Genomic DNA, 20,999 nt, shown 5'->3' with positions numbered 1-20,999 from the left:
ACACAAAGGTATGTCGAAAGATGTACCTTTTTTATTGCAGGCAAGCCTTGCTCTTAACACCGCACTCTGCTCAACGCAGAGAAAATGAATACTTGCTATGACCATACTTACCTCCTATGATCCCAGCGTTTTTTCTGACTTAACCTTAAGAGTGACCCCATGCTGACTTATCCACTATCTGGCAGTTCATCAGAACTTGTGATCAATATTCTTTCCATGGTGCTTAGCCAAAATAAGCCGCTGGATCGCGCCTATTCTCAGCATTTTTCTGGTCTTACCCTACCGCCATCTGAGCAGGCTAGGGTGACTCAAGTTGTTGGCGATATTCTGCGTAAATTGAACTTGTATTGCTATTTAGCCGACATTAAGCCAGAAGAGTTTGAGCGCTTAGGCTCAAAGCTACTCAATGCTTGGCATATCTTCCATGGCCTTGAATTGCCCAATATGCAGTATGCGCTGCAAGTAAATACTGAAGATTTTGAAACTCGTCTAGCCCACGCTAAAACTCAGCCGGCGTTGTGGGATGGTTGTCCACAATGGCTTGATGAATTAGGGGCTGAGCAACTTGGGGATGCTTGGCCTGCTGAGCGTGCTGCGCTAGCCCTAGCACCAAAGCGTTTTATTCGAGTCAATGAACTTAAATGCAATAAAGTGCAACTGATTGAGCGTCTAGCAAAAGAAGCCGTTGAGGCTGTTGCTGTTGAAGGGGTTGAGAGCGCCTTAGAAATTATTTCTGATTCGGCGCTATTTAGAACTGAGACCTTTAAAGCGGGTTGGTTTGAGCAGCAAGATGCAGGCTCACAGCTGGTGGCCGCAGCATTAGATGCAAAACCGGGAATGCGAGTTGTTGATGCTTGTGCTGGCGCTGGTGGTAAAACTCTGCACATAGCCGCGCAGATGCAAGGTAAGGGACGTTTGCTCGCCATGGATGTAGAGCAATGGAAACTTGATAACCTTAAAATAAGGGCACGCCGCGCAGGGGCGCACAATGTTGAAACGCGCATTATTGCTAGCAGCAAGACCATCAAGCGGATGAAGTTAACCGCGGACCGAGTGTTGCTCGACGTTCCTTGTTCAGGGCTTGGCGTACTGAAACGTAATCCGGATTCTAAATGGCGCGATACTCCAGAACGCTTGCCTATTTTAATGGATTTACAAAAGCAAATTTTACAAAGCTACAGCCGTATGGTGAAAGTTGATGGTATTTTGGTGTATGCCACGTGTTCAATTATGCCTGCAGAGAACCGCTTACAAGTGGATGCTTTTTTAAGCGAAAACCCACAATTTATCTTATTAATGGATGAAAATATCACAGTTGCTGAGTCAGGATTTGATGGATTTTATTTAGCTAAAATGCAGCGCATAAGCGAATAAATAATGCTTGATGTACCACTAGCCGTTATCTTTCTGCTAGTGGTTGATTATTCATGAGCTAAGAAATCATTCCTCTCAATATTTTTCCCTATGATAGTATTAGCTTTTGTGCTTTATTAACTTAAAATAAGTATTATGCTTTTAACATGTTATCGGCGCTATACTCTTGATTAGTTCTGTCATAATAAAGTAAAGCCGCATAAGCCTAAGAGGGCCATTATTTCTGCGTTAACTCAAGTCATCTAAGGTGACGTCATCATAAGCTAAGCCCGTTGTTGCAGTGGAGAGGAAGCCACCTTGAATCGTCAAAATACTGAACCTAATATTGAACGCTATAGCGCTATTTTATCATTGGTGCTGGCGGGGGCTCCATTACAGGAAGTCTTGACTGCATTAGTGTTATTGATTGAAACGCAAAATGTTGGCACTAAAGCCTCGATATTATTACTCAGCGATGATGGAAAACGCCTACTCAAAGGGGCGGCGCCAAACCTTCCTAGTGGCTATAACGACGCCATAGATGGGGTTGTCATTGGCGCTTCAGTGGGGTCTTGTGGTACTGCAGCATTTACCCATAAGCGAGTGATTGTAGATGATATCGAGCATCATCCCCACTGGGAGCAATATAAGCCGCTGGCCCTAGGCTTCGGGCTTAAGGCATGTTGGTCTGAGCCTATTCTTGACAGCCTAGGTGACGTGCTTGGTACCTTTGCTATGTATTATGAGGAAGTGAAATCTCCCACTCCTGATGATCTGTTATTAATCGAGCAAGCCGCAAAACTTGCAAGCCTTGCCATTGAGCGCAACAAAAATACCCATTTACAAAAACTTACCCACATGATTTTTAATCATTTACCTATGGGTTTAGTGATCACTAACGGCATAGGTTCTATGCTATTTTCGAACCGCCTGTTTAACTCGATAATCTCCGGGAATGAAGTCAGTCCACAAACAAAACTGCAATTAGTTGAACAAGACAGAAGCCGAGTGTTTGAACCAGAGCAATTTTTTGCTGCGTCACCATCAACGGCATTGCAAAGCTTGCTTGAAAATCTCAATCAAAATTTATCTTGGGATGGCGAACTCTGTTGTCAAAGAGAAGATGGCCGTTTTATCTACCTTGCCTTGTCTGTGACTCCTTATCGGGATGTATTCGGACAGCAAAATTGTTTTGCCTGGATCATGGTCGATGTTAGCGACAGTAAAAAAGCTAAACGACTCATCCAATATCAAGCTAATAATGACTCTCTGACAGGGCTTAGTAATCGTAAGTATTTGCTGGAGAAGATAAAAAAATATGTTCACAGTAATAAAACTGAGCATCTAAAAACCGCTAAATTTAGCTTGTTACAGCTGGATTTAGATAACTTTAAGCAGATAAACGATACCTTAGGCCATGAAAATGGCGATGCTTTATTGATGGAAGTGGCAGACAGATTGAATCAAGTCTGCCCTAAAAAAGCCTTGCTAGCACGTTTAAGCGGTGATGAATTTATTCTAATGCTGCCTGAGAAAGTCGATGTTGATGAACTGAGTGAATTAGCACTCTCTTTGAATGAGTTGATCACAGAGCGTTTTGTGATTAATCAGCAAGTGTTGTATACCAGTGCCAGTATTGGTATCGCCCGCTATCCTGCGGATTCAACCAGTATTAGCGCGCTGTTTAATTGTGCCAGCCAAGCCATGTATAGCGCCAAAGAAAAAGGCCGCAATGGCTTTCAGTTTTTTGATCAACAAATGCAACTTAAAGCAGAGCGTACCGCCTACATTCATACACAGATCAAAGCCGCATTAGAAAACGATGAGTTTGAGCTCTATTATCAGCCGATAGTTAATATTCGCACAGCTTCAATTCACCGCGCCGAAGTCTTATTGCGCTGGCGCCATAATGGGGAATTTATCTCTCCAGATGAATTTATTCCAGTGGCGGAACAGACAGGTTTTATCGTTAGCTTAGGTGAGTGGATCCGTAAGGAAGCATTTAAAACCATAGACTTATTTCATCAGAATCAACTTTCTGTAGATTTAGCCATTAATGTGTCAACAATGGAATTTTGGACCACAGAGTTGCAGCAACGGTTCTTGGCTTCATTTGATGAAACCGTACGCGAGTTAGACTTGGATTATTTTCCTTATCATATGCTGACACTTGAAATTACTGAGTCTTTGATGATGCAGCAGCATTCTCAAATTGCCAATTTATTGCAAACCTTGCGTAAGCGTGGGATTAAAATCTCAGTGGATGACTTTGGTACTGGCTATTCATCATTATCCTATTTAGTTAACTTCCCAGTAGATCAGATTAAAATTGACAAATCCTTTGTGCAGAAATTGACTGAAGGTCACAGGCACATTGCCATCGTTGAAGCTATTGCTAGTCTGAGTCGTTCTTTAGAATTGACTGTTACTGCCGAAGGGGTTGAGACTAAAGAGCAATTGGCGATTATAAGTGGCAATCAAATTGATATGGTGCAAGGGTATTACTTTTATCGACCTATGCCTAAACAAGAATTTTTATCGTTACTGTTTGAACAAGCAGGTTACGGTTTGATTTAAGCTTTCTGAATCTAATGGGCTGAAGGGATAAAAAAATGCCGTTCAAGTTGAACGGCATTTTTTATGAGTTGCATTTAACCACGAATGTTTAACATTCAGTGCTGCGCTCAACTGCGATTATTCGCTCGACAAACTTAGGCAAGCAAGCTCTTAGGATCGGTGAACTCAAGGCTTAAGGCTTCAGCCACTTCTTTACATACAAGCTTACCGTGCATGACATTTAAGCCATTAAGTAAATGTCTGTCTTGCAGTAGGGCTTCTTTGTAGCCTAAATTAGCCAGTCTTAAGATGAAAGGCAGGGTGGCATTGTTTAGTGCAAATGTTGAAGTACGGGCAACTGCACCTGGCATGTTGGCAACGCAATAGTGCACCACATCATCAACAATGTAGGTTGGGTCTTGGTGAGTCGTTGCGTGTGATGTTTCAACACAGCCGCCTTGATCTATGGCCACATCGACAATGGCGCTACCAGGCTTCATGCGTGAAACCATACTGCGGGTAATGAGTTTAGGCGCAGCAGCACCAGGTACTAATACGCCGCCAATCACAAGATCGGCTTCTAATACATGACGCTCAATAGCATCAGCTGTGGAGTAGATGGCTTTAACTGCTGAACCAAACTGCACATTCAAACGACGAAGTGCATCTATGCTGCGATCTAATACCACCACATCTGCGCCCATGCCCACAGCCATTTGTGCTGCATTGGTACCGACCATGCCGCCGCCTAAGATAACGACTTTAGCAGGCTCAACACCCGGGACGCCACCGAGCAACATGCCGCGTCCACCTAAAGATTTTTCAAGGGCGCGAGCACCAGCTTGAATAGACATGCGGCCAGCAACTTCTGACATAGGGGCAAGTAACGGCAAACCACCGCGGTCGTCAGTCACAGTTTCGTAAGCGATACACACAGCACCACTTTTAATTAGATCTTGTGTCTGGGGTAAGTCTGGCGCTAAATGCAGGTAAGTGAATAGAATTTGGTCTTCACGAAGCATGGCGCGCTCAACGGCCTGTGGCTCCTTCACTTTTACTATCATGTCAGCTTTAGCAAACACTTCTGCAGCTGTATCTAAAATTGAGGCTCCTGCTTCTATATAGTCTTGGTTTGTCATGCCTATGCCTAAGCCAGCATCTGACTGAACAAACACTTGATGACCCTTGATGGTCAATTCACGAACACTCGATGGGACCATACCAACACGATATTCGTGATTTTTGATTTCACTTGGAACGCCAATAATCATTTTTGAGCCTCGATTTACATAAAACCCACCATAATAGGTGGGTAGAATTATTATTATTTAGGGACCTGAGATGTTCATTCAGGTGTAACTAGTATAGTATCCCTCTGGCAGTTTATGCTGCTGAAGTTCGGTGTGAAACAGGAAATAATATTGTTTTAGTGTAAGTTAATGGTGAAAAATATCGTGAGCGCAAAAAATAATCCACAAAAAGATCTCGATAGAATAGATCGTAATATTCTTAATGAATTACAACTCGATGGCCGAGTATCAAACGTCGAGTTATCTAAACGGGTCGGCCTAAGCCCAACCCCATGTTTAGAAAGAGTTAAGCGTCTAGAAAAGCAAGGGTTTATTAAAGGCTATACCGCGCTGGTAAATCCCAATTTTCTAGGGGCCTCATTATTGGTTTTCGTTGAAATTACTTTAAATCGCGATGTGCCTGATTTATTTGATAGATTTAACCGCGCAGTACAGTTACTGGATGATATTCAAGAGTGTTATTTGGTCTCAGGGGATTTTGACTATTTGCTCAAAACTCGGGTTTCAGATATGTCAGCCTATCGTCGCTTATTAGGGGAAACCTTAATGAAATTGCCTTCAGTGTCCGATACCCGTACTTACGTGGTGATGGAAGAGGTGAAACAGAGCACTCGGATTGGCTTAAATAACCTCGGAATGGATTGATTTTAGCTTCATTTACTTTAACTTCAGTGTGGCTGCACCTCAGTCGCAACAATAGATTGAGCTTGAGATAAACTCAAGGCATAATCATTATTCATTCAGTCAGTCGAACTTCATCTTTTATACTGACTTCTATCACTTTTTTATGGATGTCTGCGTGTGTCTCAGGGAAAAAATTTAACCACACTTAGTGGTATTCAGCGGTTACTTGAAGGTGGCCTGATTTTATCTTGCATGATTGCCACTTATATTCTGTTGGCTTTGGGCAGTTTTGACCCTAACGATCCTGGTTGGAGTCAATCCCAATATCAGGGTAAAGTGGCCAACCTCACAGGTTCAGTCGGAGCTTGGATTGCTGATGTCTTGTATTACTTCTTTGGTTTTATTGCCTATCTTATCCCGCTAATTATTGCCGCAACAGGTTGGTTTATCTTTAATCGCGCCCACAAGTTATTAGAAATTGACTATTTTTCAGTGGGGCTTAGGATCATAGGTTTTATGCTGATGATATTGTCATTGGCGGCGCTTGTCAGCATGAATGCCGATGATATGTATGTATTTTCAGCCGGCGGAGTGGCGGGGGATGTAATAGGCCAAGCCATGCTGCCCTATTTTAATACCATAGGTACTACCTTATTATTATTGTGTTTTATTGCGGCAGGTTTCACCCTTACTACAGGGGTCAGCATGTTAACGCTTATCGAGTTAACGGGTTACGGCACCATTTGGCTTTATAACAAAATTAAGACATTACCAGCATTGCTGGCGCCTGCCAAAGAGACAGATGATACTCGAGGCTTTATGTCTTTAGTGGAAAAGTTCCGTCAAAGTCGCGATGAACAAGAGTTTGATGAGATTAAATTTGAATCCGAGAGTCAGCACAGTAATAAAAGTCGTAAAAACTCAGACTTTGATGACAGTGAAGCCGCTGCAGATAGCGCGAGTCAGAATGAATATCCTGAATATGAAGACGATTCATTCTTCGGTAAATTGAAACGTAAAATGCGTCCAACTAAGCAGCGCCAAGAGCCGCAAGTCAGTAGCACTGCGGATATCGATACCGAGACTGCAATTGGAGCTGAGCCTAATGCTAAAGCTAGTTCTAAATCTAAGTCTTTTTCCACTATTGCTCCTTGGGTGGCCAATGATGATGAGCTTGATGCTGCAGGCCTGCAAAGCAATAGGGAAGATACCCATGGTATTAATGCCTTTGATGAAGATGAAGCGGTTATTCATTTTAGTCATCACCAGGATGATGATCTAGACCAGGACTTAGACAGTGATATCCATGATAACGAGATAGCGTTTGACACCACAAGCTCCCAAGGCGCGTTAACGGCTGAGCGAAAACAGGCGTTAGCCGTAGCCAAGGCAAAAATTGTTGACGGTATCGTTATACTGCCAGGGCAAGATAAGCCAGTGCCGCCTAAACCTATGACGCCATTGCCAAGCATTAGCTTACTTGATGTGCCTAATCGCAAGCAAAATCCTATTAGCGAAGAAGAGCTAGATCAAGTGGCTCGTTTGGTAGAAACCAAACTCGCTGACTTTAACATCATAGCGAATGTGGTTGGCGTGTATCCAGGTCCTGTGATCACCCGTTTTGAGCTTGAACTCGCCCCTGGGGTGAAAGCGTCAAAGATCACAAATTTATCTAAAGATTTGGCGCGTTCTTTACTTGCTGAAAGCGTTCGTGTGGTTGAGGTAATTCCAGGTAAAGCCTATGTCGGCCTGGAATTACCCAATAAATACCGTGAAACCGTGTATATGCGTGATGTACTTGATTGTCCCGCCTTTAGCGAGAGCAAATCAAACCTTTCTATGGTGCTGGGTCAAGATATTGCTGGCGATCCTTTGGTGGTCGATTTAGGCAAGATGCCGCATTTGTTGGTGGCAGGTACCACTGGCTCAGGAAAATCTGTGGGCGTCAACGCCATGATAACCAGCCTGTTGTATAAATCAGGTCCTGATGATGTGCGCTTCATCATGATTGACCCTAAGATGCTTGAATTGTCCGTCTATGAAGGTATTCCACATTTACTTTGTGAAGTGGTGACCGACATGAAAGAGGCGGCGAACGCCCTGCGTTGGTGCGTAGGTGAGATGGAGCGGCGTTACAAGTTGATGTCAGCCCTTGGGGTGCGTAACCTGAAAGGCTATAACATTAAAATTAAAGAAGCTATAGAGCGCGGTGCGCCCATTCAAGATCCACTGTGGAAATCCTCTGACAGCATGGAGGAGCAAGCGCCTGCGTTAGAAAAACTGCCATCCATTGTGGTTGTGGTGGATGAATTTGCAGACATGATAATGATAGTCGGCAAAAAAGTGGAAGAGCTTATTGCCCGTATCGCCCAGAAAGCCCGCGCCGCGGGTATTCATTTAATTCTGGCGACCCAGCGACCTTCTGTGGATGTAATTACCGGTTTGATTAAAGCCAACATCCCAACCCGAATTGCGTTCCAAGTATCATCGCGCATCGATTCACGCACTATCTTAGATCAACAAGGTGCAGAAACCTTATTAGGCATGGGTGACATGCTGTATTTGCCACCAGGCACTGGCGTGCCAATTCGTGTCCATGGCGCCTTTATTGACGATCATGAAGTGCACAATGTGGTGGCCGACTGGCACGCTCGCGGCAAGCCGCAATATATTGATGAAATTTTAAATGGTGGCAGTGACGGCGAGCAAGTATTGCTTCCGGGTGAAACCGCCGAGAATGATGATGAGCATGATGCTCTGTACGATGAAGCCGTGGCCTTTGTGACCGAAACTCGCCGAGGCTCTATTTCAAGCGTACAACGTAAATTTAAAATCGGTTATAACCGTGCGGCAAGGATCATCGAAATGATGGAATCCCAAGGCATAGTCAGCTCACAGGGCCATAATGGCAACCGTGAAGTGCTAGCACCGCCGCCACCAAGAAACTCTTTTGATTAGGATAAACCATGTTTAAACGCTTTTTATCGTCAATGTGTGTCACCGCTTTAGGTGCCAGCGCTATGGTGACATCAACGGTCAGTGTTGCCGATGATGCTATGCAGCTTCGCAGTAAACTTGCCGAGATTGATTCTCTGCATGCAGCCTTCAGTCAGCAAGTGACAGACATCAACAACAAAGTGATCCAGCAAGGTCAGGGCGTATTTGCACTGGCTTACCCTAGCAAGTTTTATTGGCATTTAGTTGAGCCTGATGAGTCATTAATCGTTGCGGATGGTATCAATCTTTGGGTATACAACCCCTTTGCCGAAGAAGTGACTGTGATGGATGTGTCTCAAGCGGTTGACGCTTCACCCATCGCTTTATTGGTGCACCGTGACGAAGAAACGTGGTCGCTATACCATGTTGAGCAAGCAAGCGTGCAAGGGAATAAGCAGTGTTTTGATATCTTGCCTAAGACGCTAAAAGCAAATGTGGTTGCGGTTTCAGTGTGCTTTAATGGTAAGCAACTAACAGATTTTAACCTCACTGATAGCCAAGGTAATCTAAGCCGTTTCGCTTTAAGTGCCCAGAGACAAGTGAAGAGTGATGAAGCTAAGCTGTTCAAGTTTGCCTTGCCCGAGAATGTTGATATTGACGATCAGCGCCTTAAGCAAGGTAAACAAGGTAACTAAGGTACTTAAAGTAAATAAGGTGATGTTTTGGCAAATCTAGGCTTCGATTTTTCGCCTGATTTTAGACCCTTGGCCGCCAGAATGCGCCCAAAGATCTTAAGTGAATACATAGGCCAGTCGCACCTGTTAGGTGAGGGCAAAGCCTTGCGAGTTGCCTTGGAGGCAAACCGTGCCCACTCTATGCTGTTGTGGGGGCCACCAGGTACGGGTAAAACAACCCTTGCTGAACTTATTGCCCATTATGCCAATGCCCATGTGGAGCGTATTTCTGCAGTAAGCTCTGGGGTTAAGGATATTCGCGCCGCCATTGAACAAGCCAAAGCCGTGGCCCAAAGCCGCGGTCAGCGCACCTTATTATTTGTCGATGAAGTCCACCGCTTTAATAAAAGCCAGCAAGATGCCTTCTTGCCTTATATCGAGGATGGCACGGTGATTTTTGTTGGCGCCACCACAGAGAATCCCTCGTTTGAGCTCAATAACGCGCTGTTATCCCGTGCGCGGGTGTATTTAATTCATAAATTAACCGAAGCTGAAATTACCGCGATTATCATTCAAGCCCTTGAAGACACCGAGCGTGGTCTTGGTAAGCGGCAACTGATTATCCCAGATGAGGTGATGACAGAGCTTACCCATGTTAGCGATGGCGATGCTAGAAAAGCGCTTAACTTAATCGAGTTAATGAGCGATCTTGTGGCCGATGGTGATACCTTTAACCTTGAGATGTTAAGCCAAGTGGTGGGCCATAAAGCGGCGGGTTATGATAAAAATGGCGATCAATTTTACGATTTAATATCAGCTGTGCATAAATCCATTCGCGGCTCCGCTCCTGATGCGGCGCTTTACTGGTTTTGTCGTATCTTAGAAGGCGGCGGCGATCCTTTATATGTGGCAAGGCGCTTACTGGCTATTGCCTCTGAAGACATAGGTAATGCCGATCCTGTCGCCATGACGGTCGCCTTAAATGCCTGGGATTGTTTCCACCGCGTGGGGCCTGCCGAAGGTGAGCGGGCTATCGCTCAAGCTGTGTTATACCTTGCCAGTGCGCCCAAAAGCAATGCGGTTTATACCGCCTTTAGCGCTGCCCGTGAGCTTGCCCGCGCCACAGGCCATGAAGCAGTGCCGAATCATTTACGCAATGCCCCTACCAAATTAATGAAAAGCTTAGCCGTAGGTGAGGGCTACCGTTACGCCCATGATGAGCCCAATGCCTACGCCGCAGGTGAATGCTATTTACCGCCAGCGCTTATTGGGCAACAATTTTATCAACCCACGGATCGGGGGTTTGAGAAACGCATCAAAGAGAAACTTAGCCAGTTAACTCAGCTCGATGAGCATAGTCGAGTAAAACGCTATGACTAATCTGTTGTTTGTCGCTCTAGGTGGTTCAATTGGCGCAGTTTTACGCTATCTTATGTCAATTATTATGCTTCAGCTATTTGGAAGCAGTTTTCCTTTTGGTACACTGTTAGTCAATGTACTGGGTTCATTTTTTATGGGCGTTGTTTACGCTCTGGGGCAAATGAGTCACTTAAGCCCTGAGTTGAAAGCCATGGTTGGTGTTGGTCTATTAGGCGCATTAACCACGTTTTCAACCTTTTCCAACGAAACCCTACTGCTGATGCAGCAAGGTTGTTGGTTTAAAGCACTTATTAATGTGTTGTTGAATGTTTCCCTGTGTATCTTCATGGTATATCTGGGTCAGCAACTGGTTTTTTCTCGCGTTTAACTTAAAAGAATATATGACATGCTTGATCCTAAATTTTTGCGTACTGAACTTGATGCCACAGCCGAGCGTTTAGCTAGCCGTGGTTTTACCCTTGATACTGCTCATTTGAGCCAACTTGAAGAGACCCGCAAGTCGCTACAAGTGGAAACAGAAGAATTGCAGGCTTCTCGTAATGCAATTTCTAAATCAATAGGTCAGGCTAAATCCCGCGGCGAAGACGTCAGTGCCATCATGGCGCAAGTGGGCGATTTAGGCAGCAAGTTAGATGCAAAGAAAGCGGAGCTTGCCGAGTTATTACACGCGATTAATCTTATCGCCATGAGCACGCCAAACTTGCCAGATGAAAGTGTGCCAATGGGTAAAGATGAAACAGAAAACCTTGAAGTGCGCCGCTGGGGCACTCCCAAAAACTTCGATTTTGAAGTCAAAGATCATCTTGATCTCGGTGAAGCCTTAGGCGGCCTTGATTTTAAAAGTGCGGTTAAAATTACCGGCTCACGCTTTATCGTCATGAAAGGTCAGCTTGCACGTTTAAACCGTGCCATCGGCCAGTTTATGCTTGATTTACACACCCAAGAGCACGGCTACACAGAAACTTACGTGCCATTATTGGTCAACGAAGACAGTTTATTAGGCACAGGCCAGCTACCAAAATTTGGCGAAGACTTGTTCCACACTAAACCCGCCACAGAAGAAGGGCAAGGCTTAAGCCTTATCCCGACCGCAGAAGTGCCCTTAACCAACTTAGTGCGTGACACTATTGTTGAAGTGAGTGATTTGCCGCTTAAGTTAACCGCGCAAACCTCGTGTTTTAGAAGTGAAGCCGGCTCTTATGGCCGTGATACTCGAGGTCTTATTCGCCAGCATCAGTTTGAGAAAGTGGAACTTGTGCAAATCGTTAAACCTGAAGATTCGATGCAAGCCCTTGAAGAGCTCACATTACATGCTGAGAAAGTGCTGCAGTTGTTAGGTCTTCCATACCGCACTATGTTGCTCTGTACCGGTGATATGGGTTTTGGCGCCAGCAAAACTTACGATCTTGAAGTGTGGTTACCGGCGCAAAATACCTACCGCGAAATCTCATCATGTTCAAACATGAAAGATTTCCAAGCCCGTCGTATGCAGGCAAGGTATCGTAACCCAGAAGACAACAAGCCTGCATTGCTGCATACCTTAAATGGTTCTGGTTTAGCAGTGGGACGTACTTTAGTGGCGATTTTGGAAAATTATCAAAATGCCGATGGCAGCATTACTGTGCCAGAAGCGCTGCACCGCTACATGGGTGGCATAACCGTTATAGGCTAAGCCCAAAAGGCATTGAATTTAATTCAATGCCTTTTTCTTAAACTTCATTTTTAAAAATTTTAGATTTTTGTTATTAATGCCGCTTTAATGCTTGATAAAGCTATATGCGAGATGCGAGAAACGCAAAGTAGGATAAGAAGCATATTAATGTGAGTTACCACTATGATGCATCAATAAGAGTCATAAGAAAGAACCCAAGCTAGGGTTCAGCATAATAATAGTGATATCTAGTAATTAGAATAGTGCCGTAATCTGCGCGGCAATGAAAGGAAGCCATGAGTTCAAGTCCAAGTTATTTTCGCTGGCTGGCCCGTAGTGCCGTCATTTTTACTTTTATGTGTTTTATCTTTAGCATGCTAGGCCAAGCCATCTGGATAATAGCAGAGCATATATTGATGGAGTTTTAACATTTCTCCTGTGATGCAAAATGGAACATAGATAATTCCAACAGGTTGAAAGGGACATTCGACGTATAATTAATGGTTTTTTGGGGGATTTTTACTAAAACCTAAAGATTTTATTAAAAAGTTAGACATTTCAAATACACTTTCTTAGTAGTAAATAAAATTATTTAATGTAACATTATTTACAAACTAATGGATGGGTGCCTAAATTGAACACACTGCTTACCTGGCTTGGTAATAAAGATCTTGAAAATATGCAAGCTGACAAGGGGGCGGCAATTGCAACCTTAGCAATAAAATCCAAAATCCCCTTCGATAAAATAGTCATTTTATCCAATAAAGATGAACAGCTATGGCCAAAATTTGAACGCTATTTAAAAAAACAACTGGCCATTAATCATCGACCTTTTGATGATATTCAAGTTTTTAAAGCCCATATAAATAGTCCGATTGATTACCCGTCAATTGCAAAAGCCAGCGAGCATTGGATAGCAAAACTCAGCGATGAGGCACAAACGCTATCAATAAATCTCACATCCGGCACGCCAACCATGACCACATTGTCAGTGCTCATAGGTAAAGGAAAACCCAATACCCATTTTTTACAAACCACCCCAGATAATCAATTAATTGAGGTGGATATCCCCCTCGACTTTGTTCACACCTATGTCAAATCCGCCGCTAAGAATATCGCATCGAGTGCCAGTGCCTTATCTATTCACAGCGCAGCGTTTGCAGCATTAACCTCCCAATCCCCCGCCATGAAAGCCCTTATTGTTAAAGCTCAAAAAATTGCCGTCTCCGAAGTTCCTGCGTTGATTTTAGGTGAAACCGGGACCGGCAAAGAGTTAATGGCTCATGCGATACATAAAGGCAGTTTAAGGGCTAATAAACCCATTAGAATCGTCAATTGCGGCGCGTTTGCACAAAACTTGGCTGACTCCACCTTATTTGGCCATAAAAAAGGCGCCTTTACCGGGGCGGATAAAGACTACGCCGGTTTATTTGAGCAAGCCGATGGCGGCACGCTTTTTCTCGATGAAGTCGGGGAGTTGCCGCTTGATATTCAAGTTAAGTTGCTACGAGCCTTACAGCAAGGTGAGATTAATCGCCTTGGAGACAATAAACCCATTTATGTGGATGTGAGAATCATTGCGGCCACACATCAAGATCTACAACAACAGATCGCCGCTGGCCAGTTTAGAGAAGATCTGTTTTATCGACTCGCGGTCGGCATTATCCAAATGCCAGCACTAAGAGAGAGAAAGCAAGATATCCCAGAATTAGTCAATCAGCTCATTAGCCAAATTAATCACGTTGGGGCCAAGCATCCCCAGTATAAAAGTAAGAATATTTGTGAAAAGGGAATAGAATTTATTTCCAATCAAGCTTGGCCAGGTAATATTCGTGAGTTATGGAGCACATTAAACCGTGCCTGCTTGTGGTCAGACTCAGAAATGATCACAGCTAACGATCTTGCTGATGCCTTGCTTGCATCACATAAACCACAGCAAGACGCTGATATTTCTATGTCTATTCACGATAAAATTGATATAGTGCAACTCACTGATGAGATTCAAAAAAACTATGTTAAAGCCGCGTTAAAAGCCAGTGGTAATGTAAAAAAACAAGCCACGCAAATGTTGGGCTTAAAAGATCATCAAACGCTAACCAATTGGATGAAGCGTTTGCAGATTGACATAGATAAATAACCATAGCAGCATAACTGGCATTATCATTGCTCAATAGGGATATAAAGGAAACAACACGGAATGAAGCAATCAATGAATTTTGAACATATTCAAACAAAGTGGCCGCAGCTCCATCAATTAGCAGCATTTGCCGAAGAGTATGCGATATCAGATCCACAAAGTGCATTGGTTAAACTTCGCTGTTTTGCTGAACAGGTTGTCGGCTATTTATATAAAGAACTTCAATTGCCTGCTTTTCCCAATTCAAATATCTATGACAAGCTCACATCGGATGATTTCACTAGCGTAGTCCCCAATTTAATTACCGATAAACTTCACGCAATACGCAAAAGCGGTAATCAAGCGGCACACGAAGGTCGAGTCGATCAACAACAAGCTATTTGGATTTTAAAAGAAAGTTATTATGTTGCCTGCTATTTATTTATGGCTTACGCAAATGGGAAACAAGCTGATTGCCCAGAATTTACTGCGCCTGAACAAAAACAGCCCTTAAATCAAGGTGACGCTGAATATACTAAAAAGAATAAACAACTAGCACTACAGCTGAGTCAAAATGAAGCGCGCCTCAAAAAAGCGTTAGAAGAATTAGAGGCTTCTCAACAAGCACAAAAACAAGCCCAGCAAGAAGCCGAAAGACTCAAACAAACGATAAATGAAACAAAAGTCGGTGAAGTTAAGGCGCTTAACAAACTTATCACGGCAAGTTTTAACTTTAGCGAAGCAGAAACACGTGCGCGGATCATTGACATGGATCTACGGGCTGCTGGTTGGCAAGTGTCTCTTGATGAAACGAGCACAGATGAAGTCGGTAAAGAAGTACAGGTAACTGATCAGCCTACCAGTACAGGCATAGGTTATGTAGATTATGTGCTTTGGGACGATGATGGAAAACCACTCGCAGTAATTGAGGCCAAACGCACTCGTGAATCTGTCGAAAAAGGCAGGCAACAAGCTAAGCTCTATGCCGATGCACTCCACAAACAGTACCATCAACGACCTGTCATTTTTTACTCTAACGGTTACGACATCCGTATATTAGACGATGCCCAAGGCTATAACAGTCGTAAACTTTACGGCTATTACTCTAAAGACTCGCTGCAATATCTAATTAAGCAGAGAGGCCTTAAAAAAGATTTAAATCAAACACCAATTGATACCAATGTCGCAGGCCGTTTGTATCAAATGGAAACAATCACTCGTGTATGTGAACGTTTCGCCGATAAACATCGCAAATCTCTTATCGTACAAGCAACCGGCACAGGAAAAACGCGTGTATCTATTGCGCTGGCTAAACGTCTACTCGATGCAGGCTGGGCCAAACGCGTACTGTTTTTATGTGATCGTAAAGAGCTACGTAAACAGGCGGGCAATGCCTTTAATGAGTTCACCAACGAGCCACTCTACATTGTGGGTAAAACCAAAAAAGAGTTAGCCACAAATTCACGGGTATTTATTGCCACTTACCCTGGCATGATGAGTATTTATCAAAAATATGATGTGGGTTATTTTGACTTAATCGTGGCTGATGAATCACACCGTTCTATCTATAATATTTATGGTGATATTTTTAAATACTTTGATGCACTAGAGGTCGGCTTGACAGCCACACCTGTTGAAATGGTATCGCGCTCAACGTGCCAGTTGTTTGGTTGTGATTTCAAATTACCTACCGCTAATTACCCATTAGAAAAGGCGATTGAAGAAGGTAACTTAGTACCTTATAAAATTGTTAGTTTAACCACTAAATTTTTACGCGAAGGTATCAAAAAAGATAACCTCACGGATGAGCAAATCGCACAATTAGAAGATCAAGGCTTTGACCCTAACGAGTTAAACTTTGACGCCAAACAAGTCGATGAAGCGGTAAAAAATAAAGACACCAATCGCGTTATTTTACGTAATTTAATGGAAAAGGGCCTGCGTGATAGTGACGGTCAATTACCTGGTAAAACCATAGTATTTGCCCGCAACATTGCTCATGCCGAACTACTGGCGCAGCTGTTTGGCGAAATGTATCCTCAATTAGGCAGTAACTTTTGTCGCGTTATCCATTCAAAATACGAACGGGCAGAAGAGTTAATTGATGACTTTAAATCAAATGAAGTCAACAGTGCTCGCATTGCTATCTCAGTAGATATGCTCGACACCGGAATTGACGTTCCAGAATGTGTCAATCTCGTATTTGCCAAGCCCATTAAGTCAAAAGTCAAATTTTGGCAGATGATTGGTCGTGGCACACGCCTATGCAAAGACCTCTACGGTAAAGGTAAAGATAAAACCCACTTCTTAATTTTTGACCACTGGGAAAACTTCGACTACTTCGATATGGACCCCAGCGAAGAAGATGTAAAACAGGCTAAATCTCTTACTCAAAAACTGTTTGAAAGCCGTCTGTTACTGGCTGAAACAGCGCTTAAAAAGGCAGACATCACCACCTTTGATGCCGTGATAAAGCTTATCCATCAAGACATTAAAGCACTTGATATGAACACTATTGCGGTGCGCGATAACTGGCAAGTGGTTGAATCCTGTAAAGATGAAAAAACGCTTAACCAATTTGCACCACAAACAAAAGCTAACTTATTCGAGCATATAGCGCCACTAATGCAATGGCGCAACATCATGGGGCAATCAGAAGCCTATAAATTGGATAATGAAATAGCCATCATTCAAACCCTAATGTTTACCGATCCCAATCAAATAGATCTTGTTAAGCAAGGTGTAATGGGCAAGGTAGAGTCATTACAAATGCACTTGAATGAAGTGCGCGCCAAAGCGAAAGATATTGCCAACATACAAACCAGTGCATTCTGGGACTTGCTAACCTTTGATGCATTAGAACAAAGTCGTTTAGCATTGCGCAGTATCATTCATTTACGCGACAAATTTGCTCAACCTCCAACGGTTGATTATGTTATTGACGTAAAAGAACAGGTTAGTGAAATACACGAAACAACGCGACCAACCAAAATAGTGTCTATCGACTATCAAATATTCCGCCAAGAAGTCGAAAAAACCCTTACACCATTATTTGCAACAGACCAAGTACTGCAAAAAATACGTAAAGGCGAACTGGTAACCGCAGATGATTTAGCTAAACTAAACTCCCTTGTGCATACCCAAAACCCAAGCGTAGACTTAAATACCCTTAAAGAGTTTTTTCCAGAATCTACCGCCACATTAGACAAAATATTGCGCACTATTGTGGGGATGGATAAACAAGATATTGAAGCCAAGTTCACCGTGTTTGTTCAACAAACCCACACTCACATGAATGCCAAGCAGCAACGCTTTATTGGCATGTTACAAAACCATTTAATTCGTTATGGCTCGATACAAATATCACAGCTTTATGATGCACCTTTTACCCAAGTTCATGATATGGGATTAGATGGGATATTTAGCGAGCAGCAAGCCGATGTGATTCAAGATTTTATTGCTCAATTTGATGTTCAATTAGGTCAAAAGACACAAACAATAGAACAAGTCATCACACAATAAAAACGAGTCTAATTTTAACTCCAAGGGTAACGGCTATTTAACGGTCGCTGCCTAATTTACAACCAAAGAGTACACCATGATCACAGGTCAACTAAAAAGTAAAATCGACAAGCTATGGGAAGAATTTTGGACCGGCGGCATTACCAATCCGTTAACGGTTATCGAACAAATTACCTTTTTAATGTACGCCCGCATGCTCGACATGAACGAACAAGTTGACGAAAAACGAAGTGCACGAACTGGCCAAGCGTTTAACCGTCGTTTTAATGATGCGCAGCAACACCTACGTTGGCAAAATATCCGTCATTTAGGTGCCGAGCAGCTATACAAAACAGTCAAAGATGAACTCTTCCCGTATTTTGGTTCAAGCTCTGCGGCATCAGTAAAAGAGGGTAACGAAGGCTCGTTATTTTCTGAGTTTATGAAAGATGCCCAGTTAATGATCCAAAAACAAAGCTTATTGGTAAAAGCGGTTGAAATGGTTAACGACTTGCCACTTGATAACAGCGATACCAAAGGTGATTTATACGAGTATTTATTAAGTAAACTGACCACCGCGGGGATTAACGGCCAATTTAGAACCCCGCGCCATATCATCCGCGCCATGGTCGAAATGTTAGACCCAAGCACAACCAGCCGTATTTGTGACCCCGCGAGCGGTACCGGTGGTTTTTTATCCATTGCTTACGAATACCTACTCGAAAAATACACCTCAAAAGACAGTATAGAACGTGAACCATTATTTGATGAAGACGGTAAACCGCTTCTAGACAATCAAGGGCAGCAGCTTGAAAATGTACTATTTTCTGGTGATTTAATTGACCCACAAGCACGCCAACACATAGACACCGACATGTTCCACGGCTTTGATTTTGATGCCACCATGCTGCGGGTAGCAGCAATGAACCTAGTGATGCACGGCATTAAACAACCCGACGTGCATTATCAAGACACCCTTAGCCAACGTTTTAGTGAAAACTTTCCACTGGATTCAAAAGAAGGCTTCGATGTCATTCTTGCTAACCCGCCATTTAAAGGCAGTTTAGATGAAGAAGATGTTTGCCCAGAGCTGCTGCGAAAAGTCAAAACTAAAAAGACTGAACTGCTGTTTGTTGCCTTAATCGAGCGCATGTTAAAAATCGGCGGCCAGTCAGCCACTATCGTGCCAGACGGCGTGTTATTTGGCTCATCCAATGCCCACGTACAATTACGTCAATTATTAGTCGAAAGTAACCAGCTTGAAGCGGTAATTTCATTGCCAAGTGGGGTATTTAAGCCTTACGCAGGTGTGTCTACCGCTATCCTGATTTTTACCAAAGGCGGCCCAGGATCACAAGGAACGGATCATGTATGGTTTTATGATGTGCAAGCCGATGGTTTCTCACTAGACGACAAGCGCACCCCAATAAAAGCTAACGACTTACCAGATTTAGTTGCGCAATTTAAAGCTCGTGATAAATCTGAGGCAATAGAACAAGAAAAACTCAGAAAAGCTGACGTGCAGGGAAGCACTAATGCCGCGGGTGCAGGACGCACAGGAACGGCTTTTTGGGTAAGCAAAGATGAAATCATTGCTAATAAATATGACTTGTCCATTAACCGCTACAAAGAAGTGGTGCACACCGCAGAAGTCTATGACGACCCAAAAGTTATCCTAGCCAAGCTTAAAGCACTAGAAAACGACATTCTAAAAGACTTGAATGAGCTGGAGGCAATGCTGTGAGTTCAAGAGTAGAATATTTTCCTGTTACTAAATGTTTCAATATTACAACTGGAAAACTAAATTCAAATGCTGCAATTGAAAATGGGAAATACCCATTTTTTACATGCGCAAAAGAACTGTTTCATATTGATACACATGCTTTCGATCAAGAGGCTCTTTTGCTTGCAGGTAATAATGCACAGGGACAGTATGACGTGAAGCATTATTCTGGGAAGTTTAATGCTTACCAAAGAACTTACGTTTTGACACTGGCGAATTCTGAACATAGTTATGATTTTTATAAATATGCGTTACAAGCTCAATTAGAAAAATTAAAACATGACTCGAAGGGAACAAATACAAAATACATAACAATGGAAATTTTGGAAAGGACTTTCTTACCCGTTCCTCTTCCTCAAGAGCAAAAACGCATTGCCGCGATATTAGATAAAGCCGATGCCATCCGCCGCAAACGTCAACAAGCCATCCAACTCGCGGACGACTTCCTCCGCAGCGTCTTCCTAGACATGTTCGGCGATCCTGTCACCAACCCGAAAGGTTGGGGAGTTAAAGAGTTAAAGAAATTAACAATTAAGTTAGGAAGTGGATCAACTCCTAGAGGGGGTAAAGAAGCTTACCTTGAAGAAGGGATTTCTTTAATTCGTAGTTTAAATATCTATGATAATAAATTTGTTCATAAAAATCTGGCTTTTCTATCTGACGAACAAGCTGAAAAACTTAAAAATGTGGTAATCGAAAAAAATGATCTTTTGTTAAATATTACTGGAGCTTCAGTGTGTAGAGCTACCTTAGTTGATAACAAAATTTTACCTGCTCGAGTAAACCAGCATGTTTGTATAGTGAGAGTTAAAGAAGACGTTATATTGCCCACTTATATAGCAAGGCTAATCACTGCTAAAAGCTATAAACAAAAGCTAATGAGTATTGCGACTGCTGGAGGCGCTACAAGAGAAGCGCTGACTAAACAACAAGTTGAGTCGCTTGAAATAATCGTACCGCCAATAGAGTTGCAGAAGAAGTTTGAAATGATAGTCATTCAGATTTTAGATATGCTTGAAAATGCAGAAACTCAAAATAAAAAACCATTATTTGATTCACTAAGCCAAAAAGCATTCACCGGCGAACTATAACTCTATTAATAAAGACAATAACA

13 protein-coding genes are annotated in these 20,999 nt (G+C 43.0%); 12 read left to right on the top strand and 1 reads right to left on the bottom strand.

Annotation, left to right across the window (positions count from 1 at the left end; translation table 11 throughout):
- The first annotated feature begins 159 nt into the window (after positions 1-159).
- Positions 160-1,374 (top strand): RsmB/NOP family class I SAM-dependent RNA methyltransferase, encoded by a 1,215-nt coding sequence (locus tag H5073_RS00945; RefSeq protein WP_182676232.1) that lies wholly within the window; start codon positions 160-162, stop codon positions 1,372-1,374.
- A gap of 297 nt (positions 1,375-1,671) precedes the next feature.
- Complete coding sequence (locus tag H5073_RS00940) at positions 1,672-3,930, top strand: EAL domain-containing protein (protein WP_182676231.1); 2,259 nt, start codon at positions 1,672-1,674, stop codon at positions 3,928-3,930.
- A gap of 134 nt (positions 3,931-4,064) precedes the next feature.
- On the opposite strand, the gene ald is transcribed toward H5073_RS00940, so the two are convergent.
- Complete coding sequence (gene ald / locus H5073_RS00935) at positions 4,065-5,180, bottom strand: alanine dehydrogenase (RefSeq protein WP_182676230.1); 1,116 nt, start codon at positions 5,178-5,180, stop codon at positions 4,065-4,067.
- Between the two features lie 168 nt (positions 5,181-5,348).
- On the opposite strand from ald, the gene lrp reads away from it, so the two are divergent.
- The 10 genes from lrp (at position 5,349) to H5073_RS18490 (ending at position 20,976) form a co-directional block, all read left to right on the top strand.
- The gene (gene lrp / locus H5073_RS00930) at positions 5,349-5,864 is read left to right on the top strand and encodes a leucine-responsive transcriptional regulator Lrp (RefSeq protein WP_182676229.1); all 516 of its coding nucleotides are present in this window, start codon (positions 5,349-5,351) and stop codon (positions 5,862-5,864) included.
- Positions 5,865-6,020: 156 nt separating this feature from the next.
- A complete protein-coding gene (locus tag H5073_RS00925) occupies positions 6,021-8,801 on the top strand; it encodes a DNA translocase FtsK (protein WP_182676228.1) in 2,781 nt (926 codons plus the stop codon).
- A gap of 8 nt (positions 8,802-8,809) precedes the next feature.
- Positions 8,810-9,475, top strand: a complete 666-nt coding sequence (lolA, locus tag H5073_RS00920; protein ID WP_182676227.1) for an outer membrane lipoprotein chaperone LolA — start codon at positions 8,810-8,812, stop codon at positions 9,473-9,475.
- 81 nt (positions 9,476-9,556) lie between these two features.
- Positions 9,557-10,834, top strand: a complete 1,278-nt coding sequence (locus H5073_RS00915) for a replication-associated recombination protein A (protein WP_404948368.1) — start codon at positions 9,557-9,559, stop codon at positions 10,832-10,834.
- Complete coding sequence (gene crcB, locus H5073_RS00910; protein WP_182676225.1) at positions 10,827-11,201, top strand: fluoride efflux transporter CrcB; 375 nt, start codon at positions 10,827-10,829, stop codon at positions 11,199-11,201. The genes H5073_RS00915 and crcB overlap by 8 nt, the downstream gene beginning before the upstream one ends.
- Positions 11,202-11,219: 18 nt before the next feature.
- Positions 11,220-12,506: a serine--tRNA ligase gene (gene serS, locus H5073_RS00905; protein WP_182676224.1), complete on the top strand. Its 1,287-nt coding sequence runs from the start codon at positions 11,220-11,222 to the stop codon at positions 12,504-12,506.
- A gap of 613 nt (positions 12,507-13,119) precedes the next feature.
- Complete coding sequence (locus H5073_RS00900) at positions 13,120-14,622, top strand: sigma-54 dependent transcriptional regulator (RefSeq protein ID WP_182676223.1); 1,503 nt, start codon at positions 13,120-13,122, stop codon at positions 14,620-14,622.
- A gap of 60 nt (positions 14,623-14,682) precedes the next feature.
- Positions 14,683-18,123, top strand: coding sequence for a DEAD/DEAH box helicase family protein (locus H5073_RS00895; protein WP_182676222.1), 3,441 nt, complete (start codon positions 14,683-14,685; stop codon positions 18,121-18,123).
- 76 nt (positions 18,124-18,199) lie between these two features.
- Positions 18,200-19,846, top strand: a complete 1,647-nt coding sequence (locus tag H5073_RS00890) for a class I SAM-dependent DNA methyltransferase (RefSeq protein ID WP_182676221.1) — start codon at positions 18,200-18,202, stop codon at positions 19,844-19,846.
- On the top strand, positions 19,843-20,976 hold the full coding sequence (locus H5073_RS18490; protein WP_182676220.1) for a restriction endonuclease subunit S: 1,134 nt from the start codon (positions 19,843-19,845) through the stop codon (positions 20,974-20,976). The genes H5073_RS00890 and H5073_RS18490 overlap by 4 nt, the downstream gene beginning before the upstream one ends.
- Positions 20,977-20,999 lie beyond the last annotated feature (23 nt).

Source organism: Shewanella sp. SR44-3 (assembly GCF_014163735.1).
Lineage (GTDB): Bacteria > Pseudomonadota > Gammaproteobacteria > Enterobacterales > Shewanellaceae > Shewanella.
This window is presented reverse-complemented; position numbering and strand designations above follow the sequence as displayed.